This is a genomic window from Ramlibacter sp., from assembly GCF_036676645.1.
Taxonomy (GTDB): Bacteria; Pseudomonadota; Gammaproteobacteria; order Burkholderiales; family Burkholderiaceae_C; genus Ramlibacter.
The window spans coordinates 1-26,672 of record NZ_JAKFCM010000087.1 but is presented as its reverse complement, the minus strand read 5'-3'; the positions used below and the strand labels follow the sequence as shown (position 1 = coordinate 26,672).

23 protein-coding genes are annotated in these 26,672 nt (G+C 68.5%); 19 read left to right on the top strand and 4 right to left on the bottom strand.

Annotated features, from left to right (window positions below; translation table 11 throughout):
* Positions 1-3: 3 nt before the first annotated feature.
* A complete protein-coding gene (locus V6M57_RS12415) occupies positions 4-639 on the bottom strand; it encodes a GntR family transcriptional regulator (RefSeq protein ID WP_332815305.1) in 636 nt (211 codons plus the stop codon).
* Between the two features lie 116 nt (positions 640-755).
* On the opposite strand from V6M57_RS12415, the gene scpA reads away from it, so the two are divergent.
* The 10 genes from scpA (at position 756) to V6M57_RS12365 (ending at position 14,513) form a co-directional block, all read left to right on the top strand.
* On the top strand, positions 756-2,909 hold the full coding sequence (scpA, locus tag V6M57_RS12410; RefSeq protein ID WP_332815304.1) for a methylmalonyl-CoA mutase: 2,154 nt from the start codon (positions 756-758) through the stop codon (positions 2,907-2,909).
* Positions 2,910-3,896, top strand: coding sequence for a methylmalonyl Co-A mutase-associated GTPase MeaB (gene meaB / locus V6M57_RS12405; protein ID WP_332815303.1), 987 nt, complete (start codon positions 2,910-2,912; stop codon positions 3,894-3,896).
* A gap of 32 nt (positions 3,897-3,928) precedes the next feature.
* Positions 3,929-5,461, top strand: coding sequence for an acyl-CoA carboxylase subunit beta (locus V6M57_RS12400; protein ID WP_332815302.1), 1,533 nt, complete (start codon positions 3,929-3,931; stop codon positions 5,459-5,461).
* 20 nt (positions 5,462-5,481) lie between these two features.
* Complete coding sequence (locus V6M57_RS12395) at positions 5,482-7,530, top strand: acetyl/propionyl/methylcrotonyl-CoA carboxylase subunit alpha (RefSeq protein ID WP_332815428.1); 2,049 nt, start codon at positions 5,482-5,484, stop codon at positions 7,528-7,530.
* Positions 7,531-7,651: 121 nt separating this feature from the next.
* Positions 7,652-8,149, top strand: coding sequence for a VOC family protein (locus tag V6M57_RS12390; RefSeq protein WP_332815301.1), 498 nt, complete (start codon positions 7,652-7,654; stop codon positions 8,147-8,149).
* The gene (locus V6M57_RS12385; RefSeq protein ID WP_332815300.1) at positions 8,136-9,173 is read left to right on the top strand and encodes a D-cysteine desulfhydrase; all 1,038 of its coding nucleotides are present in this window, start codon (positions 8,136-8,138) and stop codon (positions 9,171-9,173) included. The genes V6M57_RS12390 and V6M57_RS12385 overlap by 14 nt, the downstream gene beginning before the upstream one ends.
* A 136-nt stretch (positions 9,174-9,309) precedes the next feature.
* On the top strand, positions 9,310-11,133 hold the full coding sequence (locus V6M57_RS12380; protein ID WP_332815299.1) for an FAD-dependent oxidoreductase: 1,824 nt from the start codon (positions 9,310-9,312) through the stop codon (positions 11,131-11,133).
* The gene (locus V6M57_RS12375; protein ID WP_332815298.1) at positions 11,130-12,983 is read left to right on the top strand and encodes a 2-oxoacid:acceptor oxidoreductase subunit alpha; all 1,854 of its coding nucleotides are present in this window, start codon (positions 11,130-11,132) and stop codon (positions 12,981-12,983) included. Before V6M57_RS12380 ends, V6M57_RS12375 begins: the two co-directional genes overlap by 4 nt.
* Entirely contained in the window at positions 12,980-14,035 is a 1,056-nt protein-coding gene (locus V6M57_RS12370) for a 2-oxoacid:ferredoxin oxidoreductase subunit beta (RefSeq protein WP_332815297.1), read from the top strand. The genes V6M57_RS12375 and V6M57_RS12370 overlap by 4 nt, the downstream gene beginning before the upstream one ends.
* A gap of 37 nt (positions 14,036-14,072) precedes the next feature.
* On the top strand, positions 14,073-14,513 hold the full coding sequence (locus V6M57_RS12365) for a CBS domain-containing protein (RefSeq protein WP_332815296.1): 441 nt from the start codon (positions 14,073-14,075) through the stop codon (positions 14,511-14,513).
* A gap of 5 nt (positions 14,514-14,518) precedes the next feature.
* Here V6M57_RS12365 and rsxB read toward each other — a convergent pair whose 3' ends face one another.
* From rsxB to V6M57_RS12350, 3 genes are all read right to left on the bottom strand, one after another.
* On the bottom strand, positions 14,519-15,175 hold the full coding sequence (gene rsxB, locus V6M57_RS12360; RefSeq protein WP_332815295.1) for an electron transport complex subunit RsxB: 657 nt from the start codon (positions 15,173-15,175) through the stop codon (positions 14,519-14,521).
* Positions 15,172-16,515, bottom strand: a complete 1,344-nt coding sequence (locus V6M57_RS12355; protein WP_332815294.1) for a polyhydroxyalkanoate depolymerase — start codon at positions 16,513-16,515, stop codon at positions 15,172-15,174. The genes rsxB and V6M57_RS12355 overlap by 4 nt, the downstream gene beginning before the upstream one ends.
* A 309-nt stretch (positions 16,516-16,824) precedes the next feature.
* On the bottom strand, positions 16,825-18,024 hold the full coding sequence (locus V6M57_RS12350; protein ID WP_332815293.1) for an amino acid aminotransferase: 1,200 nt from the start codon (positions 18,022-18,024) through the stop codon (positions 16,825-16,827).
* Between the two features lie 112 nt (positions 18,025-18,136).
* Here V6M57_RS12350 and uvrB point away from each other — a divergent pair, with 112 nt between their 5' ends.
* From uvrB to dnaQ, 9 genes are all read left to right on the top strand, one after another.
* Positions 18,137-20,245 carry an excinuclease ABC subunit UvrB gene (gene uvrB / locus V6M57_RS12345; RefSeq protein WP_332815292.1) on the top strand — a complete coding sequence of 703 codons (2,109 nt, stop codon included), beginning with the start codon at positions 18,137-18,139 and terminating at the stop codon, positions 20,243-20,245.
* A 239-nt stretch (positions 20,246-20,484) separates the two neighbouring features.
* A complete protein-coding gene (iscR, locus tag V6M57_RS12340) occupies positions 20,485-21,018 on the top strand; it encodes a Fe-S cluster assembly transcriptional regulator IscR (RefSeq protein WP_332815291.1) in 534 nt (177 codons plus the stop codon).
* Between the two features lie 55 nt (positions 21,019-21,073).
* Positions 21,074-22,300 carry an IscS subfamily cysteine desulfurase gene (locus V6M57_RS12335; RefSeq protein WP_332815290.1) on the top strand — a complete coding sequence of 409 codons (1,227 nt, stop codon included), beginning with the start codon at positions 21,074-21,076 and terminating at the stop codon, positions 22,298-22,300.
* A 31-nt stretch (positions 22,301-22,331) separates the two neighbouring features.
* Entirely contained in the window at positions 22,332-22,718 is a 387-nt protein-coding gene (gene iscU / locus V6M57_RS12330; protein WP_332815289.1) for a Fe-S cluster assembly scaffold IscU, read from the top strand.
* Positions 22,719-22,749: 31 nt separating this feature from the next.
* Entirely contained in the window at positions 22,750-23,073 is a 324-nt protein-coding gene (iscA, locus tag V6M57_RS12325) for an iron-sulfur cluster assembly protein IscA (protein WP_332815288.1), read from the top strand.
* A complete protein-coding gene (gene hscB, locus V6M57_RS12320; RefSeq protein ID WP_332815287.1) occupies positions 23,070-23,588 on the top strand; it encodes a Fe-S protein assembly co-chaperone HscB in 519 nt (172 codons plus the stop codon). The genes iscA and hscB overlap by 4 nt, the downstream gene beginning before the upstream one ends.
* 4 nt (positions 23,589-23,592) lie before the next feature.
* The gene (gene hscA / locus V6M57_RS12315) at positions 23,593-25,452 is read left to right on the top strand and encodes a Fe-S protein assembly chaperone HscA (protein ID WP_332815286.1); all 1,860 of its coding nucleotides are present in this window, start codon (positions 23,593-23,595) and stop codon (positions 25,450-25,452) included.
* A 2-nt stretch (positions 25,453-25,454) separates the two neighbouring features.
* Positions 25,455-25,793 carry an ISC system 2Fe-2S type ferredoxin gene (gene fdx / locus V6M57_RS12310; RefSeq protein WP_332815285.1) on the top strand — a complete coding sequence of 113 codons (339 nt, stop codon included), beginning with the start codon at positions 25,455-25,457 and terminating at the stop codon, positions 25,791-25,793.
* A 56-nt stretch (positions 25,794-25,849) separates the two neighbouring features.
* On the top strand, positions 25,850-26,578 hold the full coding sequence (dnaQ, locus tag V6M57_RS12305; RefSeq protein ID WP_332815284.1) for a DNA polymerase III subunit epsilon: 729 nt from the start codon (positions 25,850-25,852) through the stop codon (positions 26,576-26,578).
* Positions 26,579-26,672 lie beyond the last annotated feature (94 nt).

Genomic DNA, 26,672 nt, shown 5'->3' with positions numbered 1-26,672 from the left:
GCCTCAACCCGCCGCTTCCAGTCCGTTCCTGAAGTGCTCCTGCATGCGCTGCTGCGCGGCGGCGGCGTCACGCTTCTCCAGCGCATTCATCACGAGCCGGTGCTCGGCCAGGCTCTCGTCGATGCGGCCGGACTTGAACAGCGAGTTGTGCCGGTGCAGCTTCATCACCTTGCGCAGGTCGGCCACCATCTGGTTGCGCCAGCGGTTGCCGGCGATCTCCAGCAGCCGCATGTGGAAGCGCTCGTTGATGGCGAAGAACTTCTCGCGCTGGCGCACGGCCCCTTCCAGTTCCTTGTGCAGGGCCTGCAGCTCGCGCAGTTCGGCCTCGCTGGCGCGCGTCGCTGCGACGGCAGCGGCGTCGCTCTCCAGCAGCGAGAGCAGGTGGTAGACCTCGGCCAGGTCCTGCTCCGACACCTCGGTGACATAGGCGCCGCGCCGCACCTTCATGGTCACCAGGCCCTCGGCGGCCAGCACCTTGAGCGCCTCGCGCATGGGCGTGCGGCTGATGCCGTACTCCTGTGCGATCTTCACCTCGTCGATCCAGGCGCCCGGCTCCAGTTCGCGCCGGAAGATGCGCTGGCGCAGCAGTTCCGCCACCTCTTCGTAGAGGGCGCGAGGGGCGAGCGAAACGGCGGACATGGGAGGCGGTGGGTGCAGGTCGAGGGGCGCGACTGGCCGGAAGCGCGTCGCTCACGCATTTTGCATCAATAATTATGAATCAGGTAAGATCCCGGGATCTCCGGAAGAACCCTCCCATGAGCTCTGCCCCCGAATTCAAGCAAGCCAGCCTGCAGGATTGGGCCAAGGCCGCCGCCAAGTCCGCGCCCGGCGGCGACCCCGCCGCGCTGAACTGGGTCACGCCCGACGGCATCACCGTCAAGCCGCTGTACACCGCGGCCGACCTGCAAGGCCTGCCGCACACCGACAGCCTGCCCGGCTTCGAGCCCTACATCCGCGGTCCGCAGGCCACCATGTACGCCTCGCGGCCCTGGACCATCCGCCAGTACGCGGGCTTTTCCACCGCGGAGGAGTCCAACGCCTTCTACCGCCAGGGCCTGGACCGCGGCGGGCAGGGCGTGTCGGTGGCCTTCGACCTGGCCACCCACCGCGGCTACGACAGCGACCACCCGCGCGTCACCGGCGACGTCGGCAAGGCCGGCGTGGCGATCGACTCGGTGGAGGACATGAAGATCCTGTTCGACGGCATCCCGCTGGACAAGGTGAGCGTGTCCATGACCATGAACGGCGCCGTGCTGCCGGTGCTGGCCGGCTACGTGGTGGCGGCCGAGGAGCAGGGCGTGGCGCAGGACCAGTTGTCCGGGACCATCCAGAACGACATCCTCAAGGAGTTCATGGTCCGCAACACCTACATCTACCCGCCCGAGCCGAGCATGCGGATCGTCGGCGACATCATCGCCTACACGGCGGCGAAGATGCCGAAGTTCAACTCGATCTCGATCTCCGGCTACCACATGCAGGAGGCCGGAGCCAACCAGGCGCTGGAACTGGCCTTCACGCTGGCCGACGGCAAGGAGTACGTGAAGACCGCCATGGCCAAGGGTCTGGACGTGGACGCCTTCGCCGGGCGCCTGTCGTTCTTCTGGGCGATCGGCATGAACTTCTACCTGGAGATCGCCAAGATGCGCGCCGCCCGCCTGCTGTGGTGCCGCATCATGAAGGGCTTCGGCGCGAAGAACCCCCGCAGCCTGATGCTGCGCACGCACTGCCAGACCTCGGGCTGGTCGCTGACCGAGCAGGACCCCTACAACAACGTGGTGCGCACCACCATCGAGGCGATGGCGGCGGTGTTCGGCGGCACCCAGTCGCTGCACACCAACAGCTTCGACGAGGCGATCGCGCTGCCCTCGGAGTTCTCCTCGCGCATCGCGCGCAACACCCAGCTGATCATCCAGGAGGAAAGCCACGTCACCGACGTGATCGATCCCTGGGCCGGCAGCTACATGATGGAAAAGCTGACCCAGGACATGGCCGACGCCGCCTGGGCCATCATCGAGGAGGTCGAGGCCATGGGCGGCATGACGCGCGCCGTGGACTCGGGCTGGGCCAAGCTGAAGATCGAGGCGGCGGCCGCCGAGAAGCAGGCCCGCATCGATTCGGGCAAGGACGTGATCGTCGGGGTCAACAAATACCGGCTGCCCAAGGAAGACCCGGTCGAGATCCTGGAGGTGGACAACCACAAGGTGCGCGAGCAGCAGGTCGCGGGCCTGCAGAAGATCCGCGCCACGCGCGACACCGCGGCGGTGCAGGCGGCGCTGGAGGCGCTCACCGCCGCCGCCAAGAGCGGCGAAGGCAACCTGCTCGACCTGAGCATCCGGGCGATCCGGTTGCGCGCGACGGTCGGCGAGGTCTCGGACGCACTGGAGAAGGTCTACGGGCGCCACCGCGCCGATACGCAAAAGGTGACCGGCGTGTATGCAGCTGCCTACGACTCGGCCGAGGGCTGGGACAAGCTGAAGGGCGAGATCGACCAGTTCGCCCGCGAACAGGGCCGGCGCCCGCGGGTCATGATCGCCAAGCTGGGGCAGGACGGGCACGACCGCGGCTCCAAGGTGGTGGCCACCGCCTTCGCCGACCTGGGCTTCGACGTGGACATCGGGCCGCTGTTCCAGACCCCCGAGGAGTGCGCCCGCCAGGCGATCGAGAACGACGTGCACGCGGTCGGCGTGTCCACGCTGGCGGCCGGCCACAAGACGCTGGTGCCGGCCATCCTGGCGGAACTGAAGAAGCAGGGTGCCGACGACATCATCGTGTTCGTCGGCGGCGTGGTGCCGCAGCAGGACTACGACTACCTGTACGAGGCGGGCGTCAAGGGCATCTACGGCCCGGGCACGCCCATCCCGGCCAGCGCCAAGGATGTGCTGGAGCAGATCAAGAAAGCGGCCGCCTAATTGGGGTCCGATTCCAATTTCATCGCGCCGATCCTGCGCGGCGAGCGGCGGGCGGTCGCCAAGGCCATCACGCTGCTGGAGTCCACGCGCGCCGACCATCGCGCGCGGGCCGATGGCCTCCTGACCGCACTGCTGCCGCACACCGGCCGGTCCTTCCGGCTGGGCATCTCCGGCGTGCCCGGCGTGGGCAAGAGCACCTTCATCGAGACCCTCGGCCTGCACCTCATCGGGCAGGGACACCGCGTCGCGGTGCTGACCATCGACCCGTCCAGCAGCGTGTCGGGCGGCTCCATCCTGGGCGACAAGACCCGGATGGAGAAGCTCTCCGTTCACGAGCACGCCTACATCCGGCCCAGCCCTTCCGGCGGCACGCTGGGCGGGGTGGCCGAGAAGACGCGCGAGGCGATGCTGGTGTGCGAGGCCGCGGGCTACGACGTGGTCATCGTCGAGACGGTCGGCGTCGGCCAGAGCGAAACCGCCGTGTCCGGGATGACGGACATGTTCGTGCTGCTGCAACTGCCCAACGCCGGCGACGACCTGCAGGCGATCAAGAAGGGCGTGATGGAGCTGGCCGACCTGGTGGTGATCAACAAGGCCGACATCGACGCGGCGGCCGCCACCCGGGCGCAGGCCCAGATCACCAGCGCGATGCGCCTGTTCACGCAGCAGGGCCGCGAGCGCGGCGCCTGGCAGCCGCAGGTGCTGCAACTCAGTGCCCTGAAGGGCGAGGGCGTGGACCGCTTCTGGGCGGCCGTCAGCCGCTTCCGCGAGTTGCGCCAGTCCAGCGGCGAACTGGCCGGCCGGCGCCGCCACCAGGCCCGCGCGTGGATGTGGGAGCGCATCGAAAGCGGGCTGCGGCAGGACTTCCGGCAGCACCCGCAGGTGCAGGCCCTGCTGCCCGAGCTGACCGCCGAGGTCGAGGGCGGCCAGCTGCCCGCCTCCACCGCCGCCCGGCGCCTGCTGGCGAGCTGGCGCGCACAAGACTGACACACGACGACGGAACACCCCGGAGAAGAGCGATGCAGGACATCCTGGACCAACTGGAGAAGAAGCGGGCGGCCGCGCGCCTGGGCGGCGGCACCAAGCGCATCGAGGCGCAGCACAAGAAGGGCAAGCTGACCGCGCGCGAGCGGCTGGAGCTGTTGCTGGACGAGGGCACGTTCGAGGAATGGGACATGTTCGTCGAGCACCGCTGCCACGACTTCGGCATGCAGGACAACAAGATCCCGGGCGACGGCGTGGTCACCGGCTACGGGATGATCAACGGCCGGCTGGTGTTCGTGTTCAGCCAGGACTTCACCGTGTTCGGCGGCGCGCTGTCGGAGGCGCATGCCGAGAAGATCTGCAAGGTGATGGACCAGGCCATGAAGGTCGGCGCGCCGGTGATCGGGCTGAACGACTCGGGCGGCGCCCGCATCCAGGAAGGCGTCGCTTCGCTGGGCGGTTATGCCGACGTGTTCCAGCGCAACGTGATGGCCTCCGGCGTGATCCCGCAGATCAGCCTGATCATGGGCCCCTGCGCGGGCGGCGCGGTGTATTCGCCGGCCATGACCGACTTCATCTTCATGGTGCGCGACAGCTCCTACATGTTCGTCACCGGCCCCGAGGTGGTGAAGACGGTGACGCACGAGGAGGTGACGGCCGAGGAGCTGGGCGGCGCCGGCACCCACACCACCCGCAGCGGCGTGGCCGACCTGGCCTTCGAGAACGACGTCGAAGCGCTGGAGATGCTGCGCCGCCTGTACAGCTACCTGCCGCTGAACAACCGCGAGAAGCCGCCCACCCGCCCCAGCAACGATCCGGTCGACCGGATGGACTACTCGCTCGACACGCTGGTGCCGGACAACCCCAACAAGCCCTACGACATGAAGGAGCTGATCGTCAAGACGGTGGACGACGGCGACTTCTTCGAGCTGCAGCCGGAGTACGCGAAGAACATCGTGATCGGCTTCGCGCGGATGGAGGGGCAGACGGTGGGCATCGTCGCCAACCAGCCGCTGGTGCTGGCCGGCTGCCTGGACATCAAGAGCTCGATCAAGGCGGCGCGCTTCGTGCGCTTCTGCGACGCCTTCAACATCCCGGTGATCACCTTCGTCGACGTGCCCGGCTTCATGCCCGGCACCAGCCAGGAATACGGCGGCATCATCAAGCACGGCGCCAAGCTGCTGTTCGCCTATGCCGAATGCACGGTGCCGAAGGTGACGGTGATCACCCGCAAGGCCTACGGCGGCGCCTACGACGTGATGAGCTCCAAGCACCTGCGCGGCGACGTCAACTTCGCCTGGCCGAACGCCGAGATCGCGGTGATGGGCGCCAAGGGCGCGGTGGAGATCATCTTCCGCGAGGACAAGAACGACCCGGCCAAGCTGGCCGCGCGCGAGGCCGAGTACAAGGCCCGCTTCGCCAACCCCTTCGTCGCCGGCGCCCGCGGCTTCATCGACGACGTGATCCTGCCGCACGAGACCCGCAAGCGCATCTGCCGCTCGCTGGTGATGCTGCGGGACAAGAAGCTCGAGAACCCGTGGAGGAAGCACGGGAACATCCCGCTCTGATGGACGGCAAGGACGAGAACATGTTCGACAAGATCCTTATCGCGAACCGCGGCGAGATCGCCTGCCGCGTGATCAAGACGGCCCGCAAGATGGGCATCAAGACCGTCGCGGTCTACTCCGACGCGGACCGCGACGCGCGCCATGTGCAGATGGCGGACGAGGCGGTGCACATCGGCGCCGCCCCCAGCCGCGAGAGCTACCTGCAGGCCGACCGAATCATCGAAGCCTGCAAGCGGACCGGCGCGCAGGCGGTGCACCCCGGCTACGGCTTCCTGTCGGAGAACGAAGCCTTCGCCCGGCAGGTGGAGGAAGAAGGCATCACCTTCATCGGGCCCAAGCACCATTCGATCGCGGCCATGGGCGACAAGATCGCCTCCAAGAAGCTGGCCAAGGAAGCCAAGGTCAACACCATCCCGGGCTGGAACGATGCGATCGAATCGGCCGAGCGGGCGGTCGAGATCGCCCGCGACGTCGGCTACCCCGTGATGATCAAGGCCAGCGCCGGCGGCGGCGGCAAGGGCCTGCGGGTGGCGTACGACGACAAGGAGGCGCTGGAAGGCTTCGCCTCCTGCCGCAACGAGGCGCGCAACAGCTTCGGCGACGACCGGGTGTTCATCGAGAAGTTCGTCGAGGAACCCCGCCACATCGAGATCCAGGTGCTGGGCGACGCGCACGGCAACGTGGTCTACCTGAACGAGCGGGAGTGCTCGATCCAGCGCCGCCACCAGAAGGTGATCGAGGAAGCGCCGTCGCCCTTCATCAGCGAGGCCACGCGCAAGGCCATGGGCGAGCAGGCGGTGGCGCTGGCCAAGGCGGTGAAGTACCAGAGCGCCGGCACCGTGGAGTTCGTGGTCGGCAAGGACCAGTCGTTCTATTTCCTGGAGATGAACACCCGGCTGCAGGTGGAGCACCCGGTCACCGAGTGCATCACCGGCCTGGACCTGGTCGAGTTGATGATCCGCGTGGCGGCCGGCGAGAAGCTGCCCATCGCCCAGGCCGACGTGAAGCGCGAGGGCTGGGCCATCGAGTGCCGCATCAACGCGGAAGACCCGTTCCGCAGCTTCCTGCCCTCCACCGGCCGGCTGGTGCGCTTCCAGCCGCCGCGCGAAACCATGTGGGCGGCCGACCCCGAACACCTGCACGGCGTGCGCGTGGACACCGGGGTGATGGAGGGCGGCGAGATCCCGATGTACTACGACTCCATGATCGCCAAGCTGATCGTGCACGGGACGGACCGCCAGGACGCGATCGCGAAGATGCGCGAGGCGCTCAATGCCTTCGTGATCCGTGGCATTTCCAGCAACGTGCCCTTCCAGGCCGCGCTGCTGGCGCACCCGGAGTTCGTCGCCGGCCGCTTCAACACGGGCTTCATCGCCGAGCACTACGCCAGGGGCTTCCGGGCCGAGGACGTGCGGCACGCCGATCCGGACTTCCTGGTGGCACTGGTGGCCTACGTGAACCGCCGCATCCTGCAGCGCTCGGCCGGCATCAGCGGCCAGATGCGGGGCCACGAGTTCCGGGTCGGCGAGGATTTCGTGGCGGTCACGCTGGGCGAGGGCGGCGAAGGCCGGCGCCAGTCGGCCCGGGTGACCGACTTCAAGGCCGTGTCCGGCTCCAGCGTGGTCGAGACCAACGGGCGGCGCTACGAGATCTGCTCGGGTTGGCACCTGGGCGGCGCCCGCATCCGCGGCACCGTGGATGGCAAGCCGTTCACGGCCCAGGTCGAGCGCGGGCTGCCCAAGAACCCGCTGGCCGTCGCCATCAGCCACGACGGCACGCGGCTGGCCGCCATGGTCTTCACGCCGCGCGCCGCGGAACTGCAGGCCCTCATGCCCTACAAGGCGCCGCCGGACATGAGCCGCTACGTGCTCTCGCCCATGCCCGGCCTGCTGGTGGACGTGGCCGTGCAGCCCGGCCAGAAGGTGCAGGCCGGCGAGCGGGTGGCCGTGATCGAGGCCATGAAGATGGAGAACGTGCTGTTCGCCAGCGCCGACGGCGTGGTCGCCAAGGTGCTGGCCGGCAAGGGCGAGTCGCTGTCGGTGGACCAGCCGATCGTGGAGTTCGAATGACGGCCTGTCATTCCGGCGAAAGCCTGGAGCCATCGCCTGTCGCTGGCGTGCCGCGGCGCGTGTTCAGCCGGCAGGTGGTGGATTGCGGCTCAAGGCCGCAATGACATTTCAAGGAAGAGGAATGGAAATGCGTCCCTTCAAGGTCCTGGGTGTCCAGCAGATCGCCATCGGCGGCCCCGACAAGCAGCGCCTGCGCAAGCTGTGGGTCGACGTCTTCGGCCTGGAAGTCGCCGGCACCTACCGCAGCGACCGCGAGAACGTGGACGAGGACATCTGCAACCTCGGCACCGGCCCGTTCAAGGTCGAGGTCGACCTCATGCAGCCGCTCGACCCGGACAGGAAGCCGGCCGTGCACGCCACGCCCCTGAACCACGTCGGCCTGTGGATCGACGACCTCCCGGCCGCGGCGCAGTGGCTGGAAGGGCAGGGCGTGCGCTTCGCTCCCGGCGGCATCCGCCGCGGCGCCGCCGGCTTCGACATCTGCTTCATCCATCCCAAGGGCAACGAGCAGTTCCCGATCGGCGGGGAAGGCGTACTGATCGAGCTGGTGCAGGCACCACCCGAGGTGGTGCAGGCCTTTGCGGCCCTTGCGCGACAATCGGTCCATGGACCTGGCTAGATTCCCCCGCCGGCGCTACACGCCGTTCGCCACCCCGATCGAGTTCCTCCCCCACTTCAGCGCCGCCCTGGCGCAGTCCTGTCCGGGCGGCAAGGGCCCCCGCATCTGGATCAAGCGCGACGACATGCTGGGCCTGTTCCCGGGCGGCAACAAGACGCGCAAGCTGGAGTTCCTGGTCGCCGATGCGCTGGAACAGGGCGCCGACACCCTGATCACCTGCGGCGCGCCGCAGTCCAACCACTGCCGCATCACGCTGGCGGCGGCCGTGAAGGAAGGCCTGAAGTGCCGCTTCGTGATCGAGGAGCGGGTGCCCGGCAGCTACGACAGGCAGGCCAGCGGCAACAACTTCATGTTCCGGCTGCTGGGCGTCGAGGCGATCACCGTCGTGCCCGGCGGCAGCGACATGGCGGCCGCCATGCGGAAGGTGGCCGACACGCTGGCGGCCGAGGGCCGCAAGGGCTACGTCATCCCGGGCGGCGGCTCCAACGCGCTCGGCGGACTGGGCTACGTGGCCTGCGCGCAGGAGTTGCAGCAACAGCTGTTCGAGCAGGGCCTGCGCATCGACCGGCTGGTGGTCGGCTCCGGCAGCTCCGGCACGCACGGCGGGCTGGTGGCCGGCTTCCTGGGCAACAACATCCGCATCCCCATCGTCGGCATCGGCGTCAGCCGCGACCCGGCCGACCAGGAGCCGCTGGTGTTCAAGGAAGCGCAGGCCGTGCTGGACCTGCTGGGCACGGGGCTGAAGGTGCCGCGCGAGGCGGTGCAGAGCATCGGCAGCTACTGGCAGCCCAAGTACTCGGTGCCCAACGCGGCCATGGTCGAGGCCGTGCAGATGCTGGCCCGCACCGAAGGGATCCCGCTGGACCCGGTCTACACCGGCAAGATCATGGCCGGGCTGATCGGGCTGGCGCGCAAGGGCTTCTTCCAGCCCGACGAGAACGTGCTGTTCCTGCACACCGGCGGGCTGCCTTCGCTGCACGCCTACGAGCGGGTGGTGCTGGGCGAAGAGCCGCCGGCCGACTGAACCGCGGTGGGCGGGGCTTGGGGTTACCCCGGAGCCGCTGCACCGCGACCGCGAGCAATAGTCCGGGAAGGGGGCCGGCGGCCCCTTCCCGGCAGGGCTGCAGGGCGCTGGCGGGCATCGCAAAGGAGGCCCAGCCTTGCAGCGAACCGACACCGCGAATCCGGCCTATTTCCACAAGGTCGTCGATTGCCAGTACGCCTGTCCCGCCCACACCCCCGTCCCCGAATACATCCGGCTGATCGCCCAGGGCCGCTACAGCGATGCCTACATGGTCAACTGGGTGTCCAACGTGTTCCCGGGCATCCTCGGGCGCACCTGCGACCGGCCGTGCGAGCCGGCCTGCCGGCGGGGCCGGGTCGAACAGGCCAATGCCCAGCAACCGGAGCCGGTCGCGATCTGCCGGCTCAAGCGCGTCACGGCCGACCTCAAGGACGACGTGCGCGGCCGCATGCCGAAGCCGGCCGCGCCCAACGGAAAGCGCATTGCGTGCGTGGGCGCGGGGCCGGCCTCGCTGACCGTCGCGCGTGACCTGGCGCCGCTGGGCTACGAGGTCACCGTCTTCGACGGCGAGGCCAAGGCGGGCGGCTTCATGTGGACCCAGATCCCGCGCTTCCGGCTGCCGGAGTCGGTCATCGCCGAGGAGACCGGCTACATCCTCGACATGGGGGTGCAGTTCCAGGCGAGCCGGCGCATCGAATCCATGAAGGCCCTGCTCGCGCAGGACCACGACGCCATCTTCGTCGGCTGCGGCGCCCCGCGCGGGCGCGACCTGGTCATCCCCGGCCGCCGCGAAGCCGCCGCGCACATCCACATCGGCATCGAGTGGCTGGCTTCGGTGTCCTTCGGTCATGTCACGAAGATCGGCCGGCGCGTGATCGTGCTGGGCGGCGGCAACACGGCCATGGACTGCTGCCGCTCCGCGCGGCGGCTCGGCGGCGAGGACGTCAAGGTCATCGTGCGCAGCGGCTTCGAGGAGATGAAGGCCTCGCCGTGGGAGAAGGAAGACGCCATGCACGAGGGCATCCCCATCCTCAATTACCACGTGCCCAAGGCCTTCGTGCACGAAGGCGGGCGCCTGAAGGGCATGACCTTCGAGCTCGTGGAGGCGGTCTACGACGCCCAGGGCCGGCGCAGCCTGGTGCCCACCGGCGAGCCCGACGCCTTCTTCGAATGCGACGAGGTCCTGGTGGCCGTGGGCCAGGAGAACGCCTTCCCCTGGATCGAGCGCGATTGCGGCATCCAGTTCGACGAGCGGGGGCTGCCCAGGCTGGCCAAGGACAGCTTCCAGTCCACGCTGCCCAGGGTCTTCTTCGGCGGCGACGCGGCCTTCGGGCCGAAGAACATCATCACCGCGGTCGCGCACGGGCACGAAGCCGCGGTGTCGATCGACCGCTTCCTCAACGGGCTGGACACGGCGGCGCGGCCGGCGCCCATGACGAACCTGATGTCGCAGAAGATGGGCATCCACGAGTGGAGCTACGACAACGACACCTCGCTCGACAAGCGCTACAAGGTGCCGTGGGCCAAGGCCGCGCAGGCGCTGGCCAGCATCAAGGTGGAGGTGGAGCTGGGCTTCGATGCCGCCACGGCGTTCAAGGAGGCGCAGCGCTGCCTCAACTGCGACGTGCAGACCGTGTTCACCGAAAGCGCCTGCATCGAGTGCGACGCCTGCGTCGACATCTGCCCGATGGACTGCATCACCTTCACGGAAGACGGCGAGGAGGCGGACCTGAGGTCGCGCCTGAAGGCTCCCGCGCTGAACCTCGCCCAGGACCTCTACGTCGGCGGGCCGCTCAAGACCGGCCGCATCATGGTCAAGGACGAGGACGTCTGCCTGCACTGCGGCCTGTGCGCCGAGCGCTGCCCCACCGGGGCCTGGGACATGCAGAAGTTCCTGCTCAACACCACGCAGGCCGGGCCACGCGCGCGCGGCACCACGAAGGAGAGGGTCGCCGCATGAAGGCCATCGAAGCCATCAACGACTTCGTCGTCAAGTTCGCCAACGTCAACGGCTCGGGTTCGGCTTCGGCCAACGAGCTGTTCGCCAAGGCCATCCTGCGCATGGGCGTGCCGGTCAGCCCGCGCAACATCTTCCCCAGCAACATCCAGGGCCTGCCCACCTGGTACGAGGTGCGGGTCAGCGAAGCCGGCTGGCTGGGCCGGCGCGGCGGCATCGACATGATGGTGGCGATGAACCCGCAGACCTGGGATGCCGACGTGGCCGAGATCGAGCCCGGCGGCTACCTGTTCCACGACAGCACGCGGCCGCTGCCGCCCTCGAAGTTCCGCCCCGACATCCACGTGATCGGCATGCCGCTCACGGAGATCTGCAATGCGGTCTACAACGACCCGCGCCAGCGCCAGCTCTTCAAGAACATCGTCTACGTCGGCGCGCTGTCGGTGCTGCTGGAGATCGATCCCCAGGTGATCGAAAAGCTGTTCGGCGAGCAGTACCGCGGCAAGGAAAAGCTGCTGGCCTCCAACGTGCAGGCCCTGCACCTGGGCCGCGACTTCGCCCGCGAGCACCTGAAGTGGCCGCTGGGCATCCGCGTGCGCCGCGCCGACCAGGTGGGCGACCGCATCTTCATCGACGGCAATAGCGCGGCGGCGCTGGGCTGCGTCTACGGGGGCGCCACGGTGGCCGCCTGGTACCCCATCACGCCGTCCTCCTCCGTGGCCGAGGCGTTCCAGAAGTACTGCGGCAAATACCGGGTCGATCCGGCCACCGGGCAGAACCGCTTCGCGATCGTGCAGGCCGAGGACGAGATCGCCTCCATCGGCATGGTGGTGGGCGCGGGCTGGAACGGCGCCCGGGCCTTCACCGCCACCTCCGGGCCCGGCGTGTCGCTGATGACCGAATTCATCGGGCTGGCCTACTTCGCCGAAATTCCGGTCACCATCATCGACGTGCAGCGCGGCGGCCCGTCCACGGGCATGCCCACGCGCACCCAGCAGGCCGACCTGCTGGCCTGCGCCTATGCCTCGCACGGCGACACCAAACACGTGCTGCTGCTGCCGGAAGACCCGCACGAGTGCTTCGAGCACGCCGCGGCGGCACTGGACCTGGCCGACCGGCTGCAGACGCCGGTGTTCGTGATGACCGACCTGGACATCGGCATGAACCAGCGCCTGTGCAAGCCGTTCGCGTGGGAGGAGGGGCGCCGCTACGACCGCGGCAAGGTGATGACGGCACAGGAACTCGAGGCCGGCAGGGATTTCGGCCGCTACAAGGACGTGGACGGCGACGGCATCCCCTGGCGCACGCTGCCGGGCACGCACCCGACCAAGGGCAGCTACTTCACCCGCGGCACCACGCGCGACCCCTATGCCCGCTACTCCGAGCGCGGCCCCGACTACATCTACAACGTCGAACGGCTGCTGCGCAAGTTCAGGACCGCCGCCACGCTGGTGCCGCAGCCGCTGTTGCGGATCGCGTCGCAGCCGACCCGACTGGGCGTCCTGTACTTCGGCTCCACCAGCCCGGCCATGGCCGAGGCGCTGGTGGCCCTGGAGGAAGAGGGCATCCACCTGGACGCCATGCGCCTGCGCGCCTTCCCGTTCCCGGACAGCGTGGCGCAGTTCATCGCCGCCCACGACAAGGTGTTCGTGGTCGAGCAGAACCGCGACGCCCAGATGCGCAACCTGCTGGTCAACGAGCTGGAAGTCGATCCGGCCCGGCTGGTCAAGGTGCTGCACTTCGACGGCACGCCGATCACCGCCCGCTTCATCACCGCCGCCATCCTCAAGCAGGTCGAGGCGATGGCGCCCAGGGCCCGGCCGCGCGCGGCTGCGCAGGAGTTGCTGAAATGACCTACCTCGCCAAGCCGCCGCTGCACCACCCGACGCTGGAGAAGAACCGGGTCGGCTACACCCGGCGCGACTACGAAGGCAAGATCTCCACGCTGTGCGCCGGCTGCGGCCACGACTCGATCTCCGCCGCCATCGTGCAGGCCTGCTGGGAGCTGGACATCGAGCCACACCGCGTCGCCAAGCTGTCGGGCATCGGCTGCAGTTCCAAGACGCCGGACTACTTCCTGGGCGCCTCGCACGGCTTCAACACCGTGCATGGCCGCATGCCCAGCGTGCTGACCGGTGCCAACCTGGCCAACCGCGACCTGCTGTACCTGGGCGTGTCCGGCGACGGCGACTCGGCCTCGATCGGACTGGGCCAGTTCGCCCATGCCATGCGGCGCGGCGTGCGCATGGCCTACATCGTCGAGAACAACGGCGTGTACGGGCTGACCAAGGGGCAGTTCTCGGCCACCGCCGACCAGGGGTCCAGGAGCAAGAAGGGGGCGGTGAACAGCGACAGCCCGGTGGACCTGGTCGGCATGGCGCTGCAGCTGGGCGCCACCTACGTGGCGCGGGGCTTTTCCGGCAACAAGGCGCAGCTGGTGCCACTGATCAAGGGCGCGATCCAGCACGGGGGCGCCGCGTTCATCGACGTGGTCAGCCCCTGCGTGGCCTTCAACAACCACCCGGGCAGCACCAAGAGCTACGACTACGTCCGCGAGCACAACGAGGCCGTCAGCCGCATCGACTTCATCTCGCCGGGCGCGGAGGTCACCGCCGAGGCCGGTCCGGGCGAGGTGGTCGACGTGCGCCAGCACGACGGCACGCTGCTGCGCCTGCGCAGCCTGCATGCCGGGTACGACCCCACCGACCGCCACAAGGCGATGGCCTGCATGCAGGAGTACCAGGCCCGCGGCGAGATCGCCACCGGGCTGCTGTACGTGGACCCGCTGGCCACCGACCTGCACACCGCGCTGAACACCAGCGCGCAACCGCTCAATGCGCTCGACGAAGCCGGGCTGTGCCCGGGGCCGGCGGCGCTGGAGAGGCTCAATGCCGCGCTGAGGTAGGGGCCCGCGCGGCGCAGCACCATCGAGGAGGCGCACCATGGGCGAGCGCACCGTTTTCCAGTCCATGTCCAACCGGCACGTCGTCCGGGTCGGTCCCACGGCCAGCGTCTATGACACCGCCTGTGCCATGACGCGCACGGGCAGCAGCAGCGTGCTGGTGATGGAGCCGCCGGACGTGCTGCTGGGCATCGTCACCGAGCGCGACCTGACCACCCGCGTGCTGGCCCGTTCGCTGGACCCGGCGCGCACCACCGCGCGCGACGTGATGACGGCCAAGCCGATCAGCGTGCCGCCCGAGATGCCGGTGTCCGAAGCCGTCGTCATCATGCTGGAGCGGGGCTTCCGGCACCTGCCGGTGGTCAGCGGCTCCCGCGTGATGGGCGTGTTCGCGGCCCGCGACGCGCTGCCGCGCGAGATCGGCACGGCGATGGGGATCGCGGAATTCAATGAACAGGTGAATGACGCCGGCGGAGGCTGAGCGGCTCAGCCCCCCTGCCTGCGGGCCCGTGCGCGCGCCAGGGCCGCTTCGATGATGGCGCGCTTTCGATCGGCTTGCGCGCCTTCCGCGCCGTGCGTCTGGCCCGGCAGGTCGGCCAGCTTGGCGCGTGCCTTGCGTTCCAGCCGCTCTTCCTGCTCCAGCGCTTCGCGCGCCAGCCGCTGCTGGCGCAACCGGTAGCGCTCGAGCGCCTCGTCGGCTTGGCCAGCGCTCCAGGCCTGCCAGCCGGTGCGCTCGCCGGTGACGTTTTCCAGCGAGATGCAGTCCACGGGACAGGCCGGGACGCACAGCTCGCAGCCGGTGCAGTACGGTTCCACCACGGTGTGCATGCGCTTGTTCAGGCCCAGGATGGCATCGGTCGGGCAGACCCGGGCGCAGAGCGTGCAGCCTATGCACCAGTCCTCGTCGATCACCGCCACGGTGCGCGGCCCCTCCACGCCATGAACCGGATCGAGCGGCAAGGGCGGCCGCCCGGTGATCTCCGCCAGCCTTGCGATGCCCTCGGCGCCGCCCGGCGGGCAATGGTTGATGCCCGCCTCCCCCGCGGCGATGGCGCGGGCGTAGGACTCGCAATCGGGGTAGCCGCAGCGCGTGCACTGCGTCTGCGGCAGCGCGGCGTGCAGCCGCGCCGCGAGGTCGTTCATGCCGCTGGTTCGGCCGCCGTCCTGCGTGCCGCCGCCTTGGCCGGCGCGCTGCGCTTGGCGTTGGGCAGCACCGGGCCGTCGTTGAAGCGTGCGATGAACTCGCGCACCTCCGGGTAGACGAGTTCGCGCCAGCGCCGGCCGGAGAAGATGCCGTAGTGGCCGGCGCCCTTGACCTCGAAGTGCTTCTGGCGCGATTTGGGCACGTTCACGCACAGGTCGTGTGCGGCGGCGGTCTGGCCGGCGCCGGAGATGTCGTCCAGTTCGCCTTCGATGGTCAGTTGCGCGGTGGTGGTGATGTCCTCCGGGCGCACCCGCTCCAGCTCACCGTCTTCGCTGATCACGTCCCAGCTGCCGTTGACCAGGGCGTACTCCTGGAACACGGTGCGGATGGTGTCCAGGTAATAGGCGGCGTCCATGTCGAGCACCGCGTTGTACTCGTCGTAGAACTTGCGGTGCGCTTCCGCGCCCGCGTCATCCCCGGCGACCAGGTGCTTGAAGAAGTCGTAATGGCTCAACAGGTGCCGGTCGGGGTTCATGGCCACGAAGCCGGTATGCTGCAGGAAGCCGGGGTAGACCTCGCGCCCCGCTCCCGGGAAGCTGGTGGGCACGCGGTGGATCACGTTGTTCTCGAACCACTCGTAGCTCTTGTTCATCGCCAGGTTGTTCACCGCCGTGGGCGACTTGCGGGCGTCGATGGGGCCCCCCATCATGGTCATGGTCAGCGGCGTGACTTCGCCGCGCGAGGCCATCAGCGACACCGCGGCCAGCACCGGCACCGTGGGCTGGCAGACGCTGATGACGTGGCAGTTGCCGTAGATGCCCTGTACGTAGCGGATGAACTCCTGCACGTAGGCGACGTAGTCGTCGAGGTGGAACACGCCCTGGTCCAGCGGGACCATTCGCGCGTTCTTCCAGTCGGTGATGTAGACCTTGTGGTCGGCCAGCAGGCTGCGCACCGTGTCGCGCAGCAGGGTGGCGTAGTGGCCCGACAGGGGCGCCACCACCAGGACCGTGGGCTGCGCCTTCATCCCGGCCAGCGTGGCGGGGTCGTCGGAGAAGCGCTTGAAGCGGCGCAGCTCGCAGAAGGGCTTGTCGATTTCCACGGCTTCGTGCACGACCACCTCGGTGCCGCCGACCTGGACGGTCTGGATGCCGAACTCGGGCTTCTCGTAGTCCTTCCAGAGGCGGTGCATCAGCTCGTAGCTCGCGGAAACGCGATGGGCCAGCGGCGTCTGGCCGAAGGGGGTGAGCGGGTCGCTGTAGAGCTTGGCCGCCGCCTGCGCGAAATCGGCAAAGGGTTCCATCACCGCGCGCTGGGCTTCATAGATCTGGTAAAGCATTCGAACCCCCGATTTGTGCAATGCAATATAACAGCCGAGCCAGCACCGTGCTCATCCGTGATTACCTTAGGCGAGCCCGGAGGCACAACTGTCCATTTCCGCACAGCTTTGCGCTGGTGCGGTGCACCACACGACGGAATTGCGGCCGAATTGCTGTAGAACAAGCGCTCATGGGGGGATGCCCCAGTGGCGCCCTACAGTGTCATTCCGGCGAAAGCCGGAATCCATCTCCCGGGTCGAATGGTGCGCGGGGAGATGGATTGCGGCTCGGACAACGCCGGTCGCGGCTGGAACGCCGCCAGGAGGGCGCTACTGGACGACGCGCGCGATCGACTGGCAGACGTAGTCGAGGTTGCGGCTGTTGAGCGCCGCGACGCACATGCGGCCCGTGTCGGTGCCGTAGACGCCGAACTCGTTGCGCAGGCGCACCATCTGCTCCTTGCTCAGCCCCGAGTAGCTGAACATGCCCACCTGCTGGGCGATGAAGCCCATGTCCTGCTTCACGCCGGCGGCCTTGAGCTTGTCGACCAGCGCCACCCGCATCTGCTTGATGCGCTGGCGCATCTCGCCGAGTTCCTTTTCCCACAGCGCCCGCAGCGCCGGCGTATTGAGCACCGTGGCGACCACGGTGGCGCCATGCGTGGGCGGGTTGCTGTAGTTGGTGCGGATCATGATCTTCAGCTGGCTGAGCACGCGCGCGGCCTGGTCCTTGTCCTGGCACAGCACGGACAGGGCGCCGACCCGCTCGCCGTACAGGCTGAAGCTCTTGGAGAACGAGGTCGAGACGAAGAAGTCCTGGCCGGAGGCGACGAACTTGCCGATCACGGCGCCGTCTTCGGCGATGCCTTGGCCGAAGCCCTGGTAAGCCATGTCCAGGAAGGGCACCAGGCCGCGGGCCTGGGTGGCGGCGATCACCTGGTCCCACTGCGCGGGCGTGATGTCGTAGCCGGTCGGGTTGTGGCAGCAGGCGTGCAGCACGACGATGGTGCCCGCGGCGGCGGCATTCAGGACGGCCAGCATGCCCTCGAAGTCGATGCCGCGCCGGGCGGCGTTGTAGTAGGGGTAGGCTTCGACCGTGAAACCGGCCTGGCTGAAGAGGGCGCGGTGGTTCTCCCAGCTCGGATCGCTGATCAGGACCTTGGCACCGGGATTCACCTTGCGCAGGAAGTCGGCGCCGATCTTCAGGCCGCCGGTGCCCCCCAGGGCCTGCACGGTGGCCACCCGGTGGCTCTTGACCGGCTCGCTGTCGGCCCCAAATACCAGGCTCTTGACGGCCGAGTCGTACGCGGCGATGCCGTCGATGGGCAGGTAGCCGCGCGCCTTGGGCGCTTCCATCATCTGCCGTTCGGCCTGTTGCACGCACTGCAGCAGGGGGAGCTTGCCGTCGTCGTCGTAGTAGACCCCGACACCGAGGTTGACCTTGTTCGGGTTGGGATCGGCGTTGAACTGCTCGTTGAGACCCAGGATGGGGTCGCGCGGGGCCATTTCGACGGACTGGAACAAAGACATGCGGTGGGATCCTTGAGCGGGTGGGGGTGGGCGCGGCGCCTGGGCTTGCGTTACGCTGCCAGGCTGCCCGCGATTTTATGCGCCTGCCCAGGCGCCAGCCCAGCACGAGTCCATGCCTGAAGCCATCGAAGCCAGCCCCCAGCAGCAACACGGCGAGTTCATCCGCTTCCCCGATTCCCCGTTCGAGCTGTTCCAGCCCTACCCGCCGGCGGGCGACCAGCCGCAGGCGATCGAAAAGCTGGTGGAAGGCGTGCGCGACGGCGAGGTGTTCCAGACCCTGCTGGGCGTCACCGGCTCGGGCAAGACCTTCACCATGGCCAACGTGATCGCCCGGCTGGGGCGCCCGGCGATCGTGTTCGCGCCGAACAAGACCCTGGCGGCGCAGCTGTATTCGGAGTTCCGCGAGTTCTTCCCGAAGAACGCGGTGGAGTACTTCGTCAGCTACTACGACTACTACCAGCCGGAAGCGTACGTTCCGCAGCGCGACCTGTTCATCGAGAAGGACAGCTCGATCAACGAGCACATCGAGCAGATGCGGCTGTCGGCCACCAAGAGCGTGCTGGAGCGGCGCGACACGGTGATCGTGGCCACGGTGAGCGCCATCTACGGCATCGGCGCGCCGGAGGACTACACCCAGATGCGCTTCATCTGCCGCGTGGGCGACCGGATCGGCCAGCGCGACGTGATCAGCCAGCTGATCCGCATGCAGTACACGCGCAACGAGCACGACTTCGCGCGCGGCACCTTCCGGGTGCGCGGCGACACCATCGACGTGTTCCCGGCCGAGCACAGCGAGCTGGCCGTGCGGCTGGAGCTGTTCGACGACGAGATCGAGTCGCTGCAGCTGTTCGACCCGCTCACGGGCCGCATCCGCCAGAAGGTGCCGCGCTTCACCATCTACCCGTCCAGCCACTACGTGACGCCGCGCGAGAAGGTGGTGTCCGCGGTGGAGTCGATCAAGGTCGAGCTGGAGCAGCGCCTGCGCGAACTGGTGGACATGGGCAAGCTGGTGGAGGCACAGCGCCTGGAGCAGCGCACCCGCTTCGACCTGGAGATGCTCAGCGAGGTCGGCCACTGCAAGGGCATCGAGAACTACACCCGGCACCTGTCCGGGTCGCCGCCGGGCGCGCCGCCGTCCACGCTGACCGACTACCTGCCCAAGGACGCGCTGATGTTCCTGGACGAGAGCCACCAGATGATCGGCCAGCTCGGCGCCATGTACAACGGCGACCGCCAGCGCAAGACCACGCTGGTGGAGTACGGCTTCCGCCTGCCCTCGGCGCTGGACAACCGGCCGCTGAAGTTCGAGGAGTTCGAGGCGCGCATGCACCAGGTGATCTTCGTGTCGGCCACGCCGGCCAACTACGAGAACGAGCATGCCGGGCAGGTGGTCGAGCAGCTGGTGCGGCCCACCGGGCTGGTCGACCCGGAAGTGGAGGTGCGCCCGGCCACCCACCAGGTCGACGACGTGCTGCAGGAGATCCGCATCCGCTCGGACAAGCACGAGCGGGTGCTGATCACGACGCTGACCAAGCGCATGGCCGAGCAGCTGACCGACTACCTGGCCGACAACGGCGTCAAGGTGCGCTACATGCACAGCGACATCGACACCGTCGAGCGGGTGGAGATCCTGCGCGACCTGCGGCTGGGCGCCTTCGACGTGCTGGTCGGCATCAACCTGCTTCGCGAGGGGCTGGACATCCCCGAGGTGTCGCTGGTGGCGATCCTGGACGCCGACAAGGAAGGCTTCCTGCGCGCCGAGCGCTCGCTGATCCAGACCATCGGCCGGGCGGCGCGCAACCTGCACGGCAAGGCCATCCTGTACGCCGACGTGATGACCGAGTCGATGAAGAAGGCGATCGGCGAGACCGAGCGGCGCCGGGCCCGGCAGATCGCCCACAACCTGGCGCACGGCATCACGCCGCGCAGCATCAGGAAGCAGGTGCGCGACCTGATTGACGGTGTCTACAGCGAGAAGGCCGCCAGGGAGCAGGAAAGGCAGGAGCTGCAGCGGGCCCTGGCCGAGGACATGTCCGAGAAGGACATGGCCAAGGAGATCAAGCGGCTGGAAAAGCAGATGCTCGAGCACGCCCGCAACCTGGAGTTCGAGAAGGCGGCCCGCGTTCGCGACCAGCTGGCCCTGCTCAAGCAGCAAGCATTCGGGGCCGGCGGGCACGACGACAACGTGGTCCCGCTTCAGGGCGCCCGGCATCGAGAGTGACGCGGGCCTCGTTGCGGCCTTGAGCCGCCATCCATCTCCCGCCGCCTGCGCACGCGTGGCCCTGTGCCAGGCCGCGCCCCCCGCTCAGCCACCTTCTGCCCTTAAACCCCAGCGGGATATCAGGTTTTAGGGTATACTTGACGGAATTGCTCGGGAAAGAGAGCGAGCCGGCCCGTCGAGGCGCCGGAGACCCGCGCCGGGTGCCGGCGCCAGACAGGACACGCACGAAGGAGATTTCCATGCGTCTCACCACCAAAGGCCGTTTTGCGGTCACCGCCATGATCGACCTGGCCCTGCGCCAGAACAACGGCCCCGTCACGCTGGCGGCGATCAGCCAGCGCCAGCAGATCTCGCTGTCGTACCTCGAGCAGCTGTTCGGAAAGCTGCGCCGGCACGAGCTGGTGGAATCCACCCGCGGCCCGGGCGGCGGCTACACGCTGGGGCGCAAGGCGTCCGACATCACCGTGGCGGACATCATCGTGTCGGTCGACGAGCCGATCGACGCCACCCAGTGCGGCGGCAAGGAGAACTGCAACGACGGCAGCCGCTGCATGACGCACGAGCTGTGGTCGCAGCTGAACCAGCGCATGGTCGAGTTCCTGGACTCCGTCACCCTGCAGAAGCTGGTGGACGAGCAGCTGGCCAAGGGCATCCAGATCGAGGACAAGCCGGCCGTCAAGCGTGCCATTTCCAGCGCCCCGGTCGTCAAGCCGATCCGCGTGAACGCGCCGAACTCGGTGTTCGCGCTGGGCAGCATGTCGCCGGCGAAATAAGGCCAAGTAGGGTAGAAACGCCAGCAGCCCGCCTTCGCGGGAGTGACGATTTCCGATGGACATGACCCCGCACCTTCCGATCTACATGGACTACGGCGCCACCACGCCGGTCGACCCGCGCGTGGTGGACGCCATGATTCCCTGGCTGCGCGAGCACTTCGGCAATCCGGCCTCGCGCAGCCACGCCTGGGGCTGGGAGGCGGAGGCGGCGGTGGAGAAGGCCCGCGAGCAGGTGGCCGCCCTGATCGGTGCCGACCCCCGCGAGATCGTCTGGACTTCGGGCGCCACCGAGTCGGACAACCTGGCGATCAAGGGCGCCGCGCAGTTCTACAAGACGCGCGGCAAGCACCTGGTGACCGTGAAAACCGAGCACAAGGCCGTGCTGGATCCCATGCGCGAGCTGGAGCGCCAGGGTTTCGAGGTGACCTACCTGGACGTGCGGGAAGACGGCCTGCTCGACCTGGAAGCGTTCAAGGCGGCGCTGCGGCCCGACACCATCCTGGCCAGCGTCATGCTGGTCAACAACGAGATCGGCGTGATCCAGGACATCCCGGCGATCGGCGCCATCTGCCGCGACAAGGACATCGTCTTCCACGTCGACGCCGCCCAGGCGACCGGCAAGGTGGAGATCGACATCGCGAACCTGCCGGTCGACCTGATGAGCCTGGCCTCGCACAAGACCTACGGCCCCAAGGGCATAGGCGCGCTGTACGTGCGCCGCAAGCCCCGGGTGCGGCTGGAGGCCCAGATGCACGGCGGCGGCCACGAGCGCGGCCTGCGCTCCGGCACGCTGCCCACCCACCAGATCGTGGGCATGGGCGAGGCCTTCCGCATCGCCAGGGAAGAGATGGCGCAGGACAACGCCAAGGCCGGCGCGCTGCACCAGCGCATGCTCGATGGCCTGAAGGACATCGAGCAGGTGTTCATCAACGGCAGCCTGGCGACGGGCCGGCGCGTGCCGCATAACCTGAACATGAGCTTCAACTTCGTCGAGGGCGAGTCGCTGATGATGGGCATCAAGGGGCTGGCGGTGTCCTCGGGCTCGGCCTGCACGTCGGCCTCGCTGGAGCCCAGCTACGTTCTGCGCGCCCTGGGCCGCAGCGACGAGCTGGCGCACAGCAGCCTGCGCATGACCATAGGCCGCTTCACGACCGAGGAAGAGATCGACTACGCGGTGGACACCATCCGCAAGAACGTCGCCCGGCTGCGCGAGTTGAGCCCGCTCTGGGAGATGTACCAGGACGGCGTGGACCTGAGCACCATCCAGTGGGCTGCCCACTGAAGCAGTTGATAAATCGAAGAGAGGAACGGCAATGGCTTATTCGGACAAGGTCGTCGACCACTACGAGAACCCGCGCAACGTGGGGTCCTTCGACAAGGGCGACCAGTCGGTGGGCACGGGCATGGTGGGCGCACCCGCCTGCGGCGACGTGATGAAGCTGCAGATCAAGGTCAACTCGTCCACCGGCGTGATCGAGGACGCGCGCTTCAAGACCTACGGCTGCGGTTCGGCCATCGCGTCCAGCTCGCTGGTGACCGAATGGGTCAAGGGCAAGACGCTGGACCAGGCGGCGGCGCTGAAGAACAGCCAGATCGCCGAGGAGCTGGCGCTGCCGCCGGTGAAGATCCATTGCTCGATCCTGGCCGAGGACGCGATCAAGGCCGCGGTCGAGGACTACCGCAAGAAGCACGCGCACTGAGCGATCCGGGCGTGCCAACACGAGCAAGACCATGACAGTGACACTGACCGAAGCGGCTGCGCGGCACGTGCAGCGTTACCTGGACAAGCGCGGCAAGGGCCTGGGCGTGCGGCTGGGGGTGAAGACCACCGGCTGCTCGGGGCTGGCCTACAAGCTCGAGTACGTGGACGAAGCGGCGCCGGAAGACGTGGTGTTCGAGCAGCACGGCGTCAAGGTGATGGTCGACCCCAAGAGCCTGGCGTACATGGACGGCACCGAACTCGACTTCGTGCGCGAAGGCCTGAACGAAGGCTTCCGCTTCAACAACCCGAACGAGCGCGACCGCTGCGGTTGCGGCGAATCGTTCCGGGTGTGAACCTCGCAGACTCGGATTTCGCACTGTTCGGAGTGCCGGAGCGGTTCGCCCAGGATCGCGCCGCCATCGACGCGCGCTGGAAGGATCTGCAGCGCGAAGCCCATCCCGACCGTTTTGCCGCGCAGGGCGCCGCGGCCCAGCGCGTGGCCATGCAATGGTCGGTGCGCATCAACGAGGCCCACCACCGCCTGAAGGACCCGCTGCGCCGCGCCGCCTACCTGTGCGAGCTGCGCGGGGCGCCGATCGACGCCGAGCGCAACACGGCCATGCCGGCGCAGTTCCTGCACGAGCAGATCGAGTGGCGCGAAGCGCTGGAGGAGGCGCATTCGGAAGCCGAGCTGGATGCCTTGGCCGAACGGCTGGGGCGCACGCGCGCCGGCGTGCTGGCCGAAATCGAGCGGCTGCTCGACCACGAGGGCGATCCCCGCGCGGCTGCGCAGCAGGTGCGGGCGCTGATGTTCCTCGAGCGTTTCGCCAGCGAGGTGGAAAAGCGCTTCGACCAGCTGGGACAATAAGTGCATGGCGCTTCTCCAGATCTCCGAGCCGGGCCAGGCGCCCGACCCGCACCGGCGCCGCGTCGCCGTCGGCATCGACCTCGGCACCACCCATTCGCTGGTGGCCGCCGTGCGCCATGGCGTGCCCGAGTGCCTGCCGGACGAGCAGGGCCGGGTGCTGCTGCCCTCGGTGGTGCGCTATCTGGAGAACGGCGGCCGCCAGGTCGGCCACGACGCCCAATCGGCACAGGGCACCGACCCGCAGAACACCGTCGCATCGGCCAAGCGCTTCATGGGGCGCGGCCTGGCCGACATCGCCGGCCGCGGGCAGCTGCCCTACGACTTCGTCGACCAGCCCGGCATGCTGGCGCTGCGCACCCGTGCCGGCGAGAAGTCGCCGGTGGAGATCAGCGCCGAAGTCCTCGCCACGCTGCGCCGGCGGGCCGAGGACACCTTCGGGGGCGACCTGTACGGCGCGGTGATCACCGTGCCTGCCTACTTCGACGAGGCGCAGCGCCAGGCCACCAAGGATGCCGCGCAGCTCGCCGGCCTGAAGGTGCTGCGCCTGATCAACGAGCCGACGGCGGCGGCCATCGCCTACGGCCTGGACAACGGCAGCGAAGGCCTGTACGCGATCTACGACCTGGGCGGCGGCACCTTCGACATCTCCATCCTGCGGCTGGCCCGCGGCGTGTTCGAGGTCGTCGCCACGGGCGGCGACTCGGCCCTGGGCGGTGACGACTACGACCGCGCGCTGGCCGGGCACTTGCTGGCGGTCGCCGGCGTGCAGGAGCCGTCGCCCGCCGACAAGGCGACGGCGGCATTGGCGGCGCGCGCGGCCAAGGAGCGGCTGACCGACGAGGAGCAAGCCGAAGCCGTGCTGCCACTGTCCGGCGGGCAAGCGCGGGTAACCGTGACGCGAGCCGACTTCGACCGCCTGACCGCGCCCCTGACCCAGCGCACCTTGTCGGCCGTGCGCCAGGCGCTGCGCGACGCCAAGCTCGCGCGCGACGACGTCAAGGGCGTGGTGCTGGTCGGCGGCTCCACCCGCATGCCGCAGGTGCGGCGTGCGGTGGCGGAGTTCTTCGGCCGAGAGCCGTTGGTCAACCTGGACCCCGACCAGGTCGTCGCGCTGGGCGCCGCCGTGCAGGCCAACCAGCTCGCCGGCAACGACGCGGCCGGCGAACTGCTGCTGCTGGACGTGATCCCGCTGTCGCTGGGCCTGGAGACCATGGGTGGGCTGGTCGAGCGCATCGTCCCGCGCAACGAGACCATCCCCACCGCCAAGGCGCAGGATTTCACCACCTTCAGGGACGGCCAGACCGCACTGGCGCTGCACGTGGTGCAAGGCGAGCGCGACCGGGTGCAGGACTGCCGCAGCCTGGCGCGGTTCGAGCTGCGCGGCATCCCGCCGATGGCGGCCGGCGCCGCGCGCATCCGCGTCACCTTCACCGTCGACGCCGACGGCCTGCTGAGCGTCGGCGCGCGCGAGCAAACCAGCGGGGTGGAAGCGAAGATCGACGTCAAGCCCTCCTATGGCCTGACCGACGAGCAGATCGCCGCCATGCTGCAGGAGAGCTTCGCCACCGCGCAGCAGGACGTGCAGGCGCGCGCGCTGGCCGAGGCCAAGATCGATGCGGAACGCCTGCTGCTGGCGACGGCCAGCGCGCTGCAGGCCGACGGCGGCCTGCTGAAGCCGGCCGAACGGGCCGCGATCGGCACGCTGATGGACGACCTGCAGCGCCAGTCGGCGGCCGGCACCGAGGCGGCCGCCATCGAGGCGGCCACCGAAGCCCTGGCCAAGGGGACCGAGGCTTTCGCAGCCCGGCGCATGAACCAGAGCATCCGGCAGGCGCTGGCCGGCCGCAAGGTGGAGAGCCTGTAGGCATGCCCGTCATCCGCATCCTGCCGCACCCCGAGTACTGCCCCGAGGGCGCGCAACTGCAGGCGCCGGCCGGCACGTCGATCTGCGAGGCCTTGCTGGACAACGGCATCCGCATCGAGCATGCCTGCGACATGAGCTGCGCCTGCACCACCTGCCACGTCATCGTGCGCGAGGGATTCAATTCACTGGGCGAGATGGACGAGAACGAGGAAGACATGCTCGACCGCGCCTGGGGGCTGGAGCCGAACTCGCGGCTGTCCTGCCAGGCCATCGTGGCGCAGCAGGACCTGGTGGTCGAGATCCCGAAGTACTCGATCAACCACGCGAAAGAGAACCACTGAGGGTTTCGCAAGGGGAATGGGCCCGGTGGGCGCCATGGCAGAGCCATAATTCCCTCATGCGCCAGATCGTCCTCGACACCGAAACCACGGGCCTGTCCGCCGAAACCGGCGACCGCATCATCGAGATCGGCTGCGTGGAACTGGTGGCGCGCAAGCTCACGGGCCACAACAAGCACTGGTACCTGAACCCCGACCGCGACAGCCACGAGGACGCGCTCAAGGTCCACGGCATCACCAGCGAATTCCTGCGCGACAAGCCGCGCTTCCCGCAGATCGTCGAGGAACTGCTGGCGTACGTGCAGGGCGCCGAGATCATCATCCACAACGCCGCGTTCGACCTCGGCTTCCTGGACAAGGAGCTGGAACTGGCCGGCAGGCCCGCCTTCCGCTCGCACGTGGACAGCGTCATCGACACGCTCTCGATGGCCAAGGAGATGTACCCCGGCAAGCGCAACAGCCTGGACGCGCTGTGCGACCGCCTGGGCGTCGACAACTCCGGCCGCACCCTGCACGGCGCGCTGCTGGACGCCGAGCTGCTGGCCGACGTCTACATCAATCTCACGCGCGGCCAGGAGGTCCTGCTGATCGACGCCGGCCCGGCCGACGCCATCGCCACGATCCAGACCCGCGTCGACCTGCGCGCCTTCACGCTGCCCGTGCTGCGGGCCAACGACCAGGAAGCCGCCGCCCACGAGGAAGTGCTGGCCCAGTTGGACAAGGCCAGCGGCGGCAAGACGCTCTGGCGCATCCAGACGCGCGAAGGCGGCTTTGCGCCTGTGGCATAATCCTGCGCTTTCCGGCAGTTGACACACGCGGTCCGCTGGCGAGAAGAGGGTGATTAGCTCAGCGGTAGAGCACTGCCTTCACACGGCAGGGGTC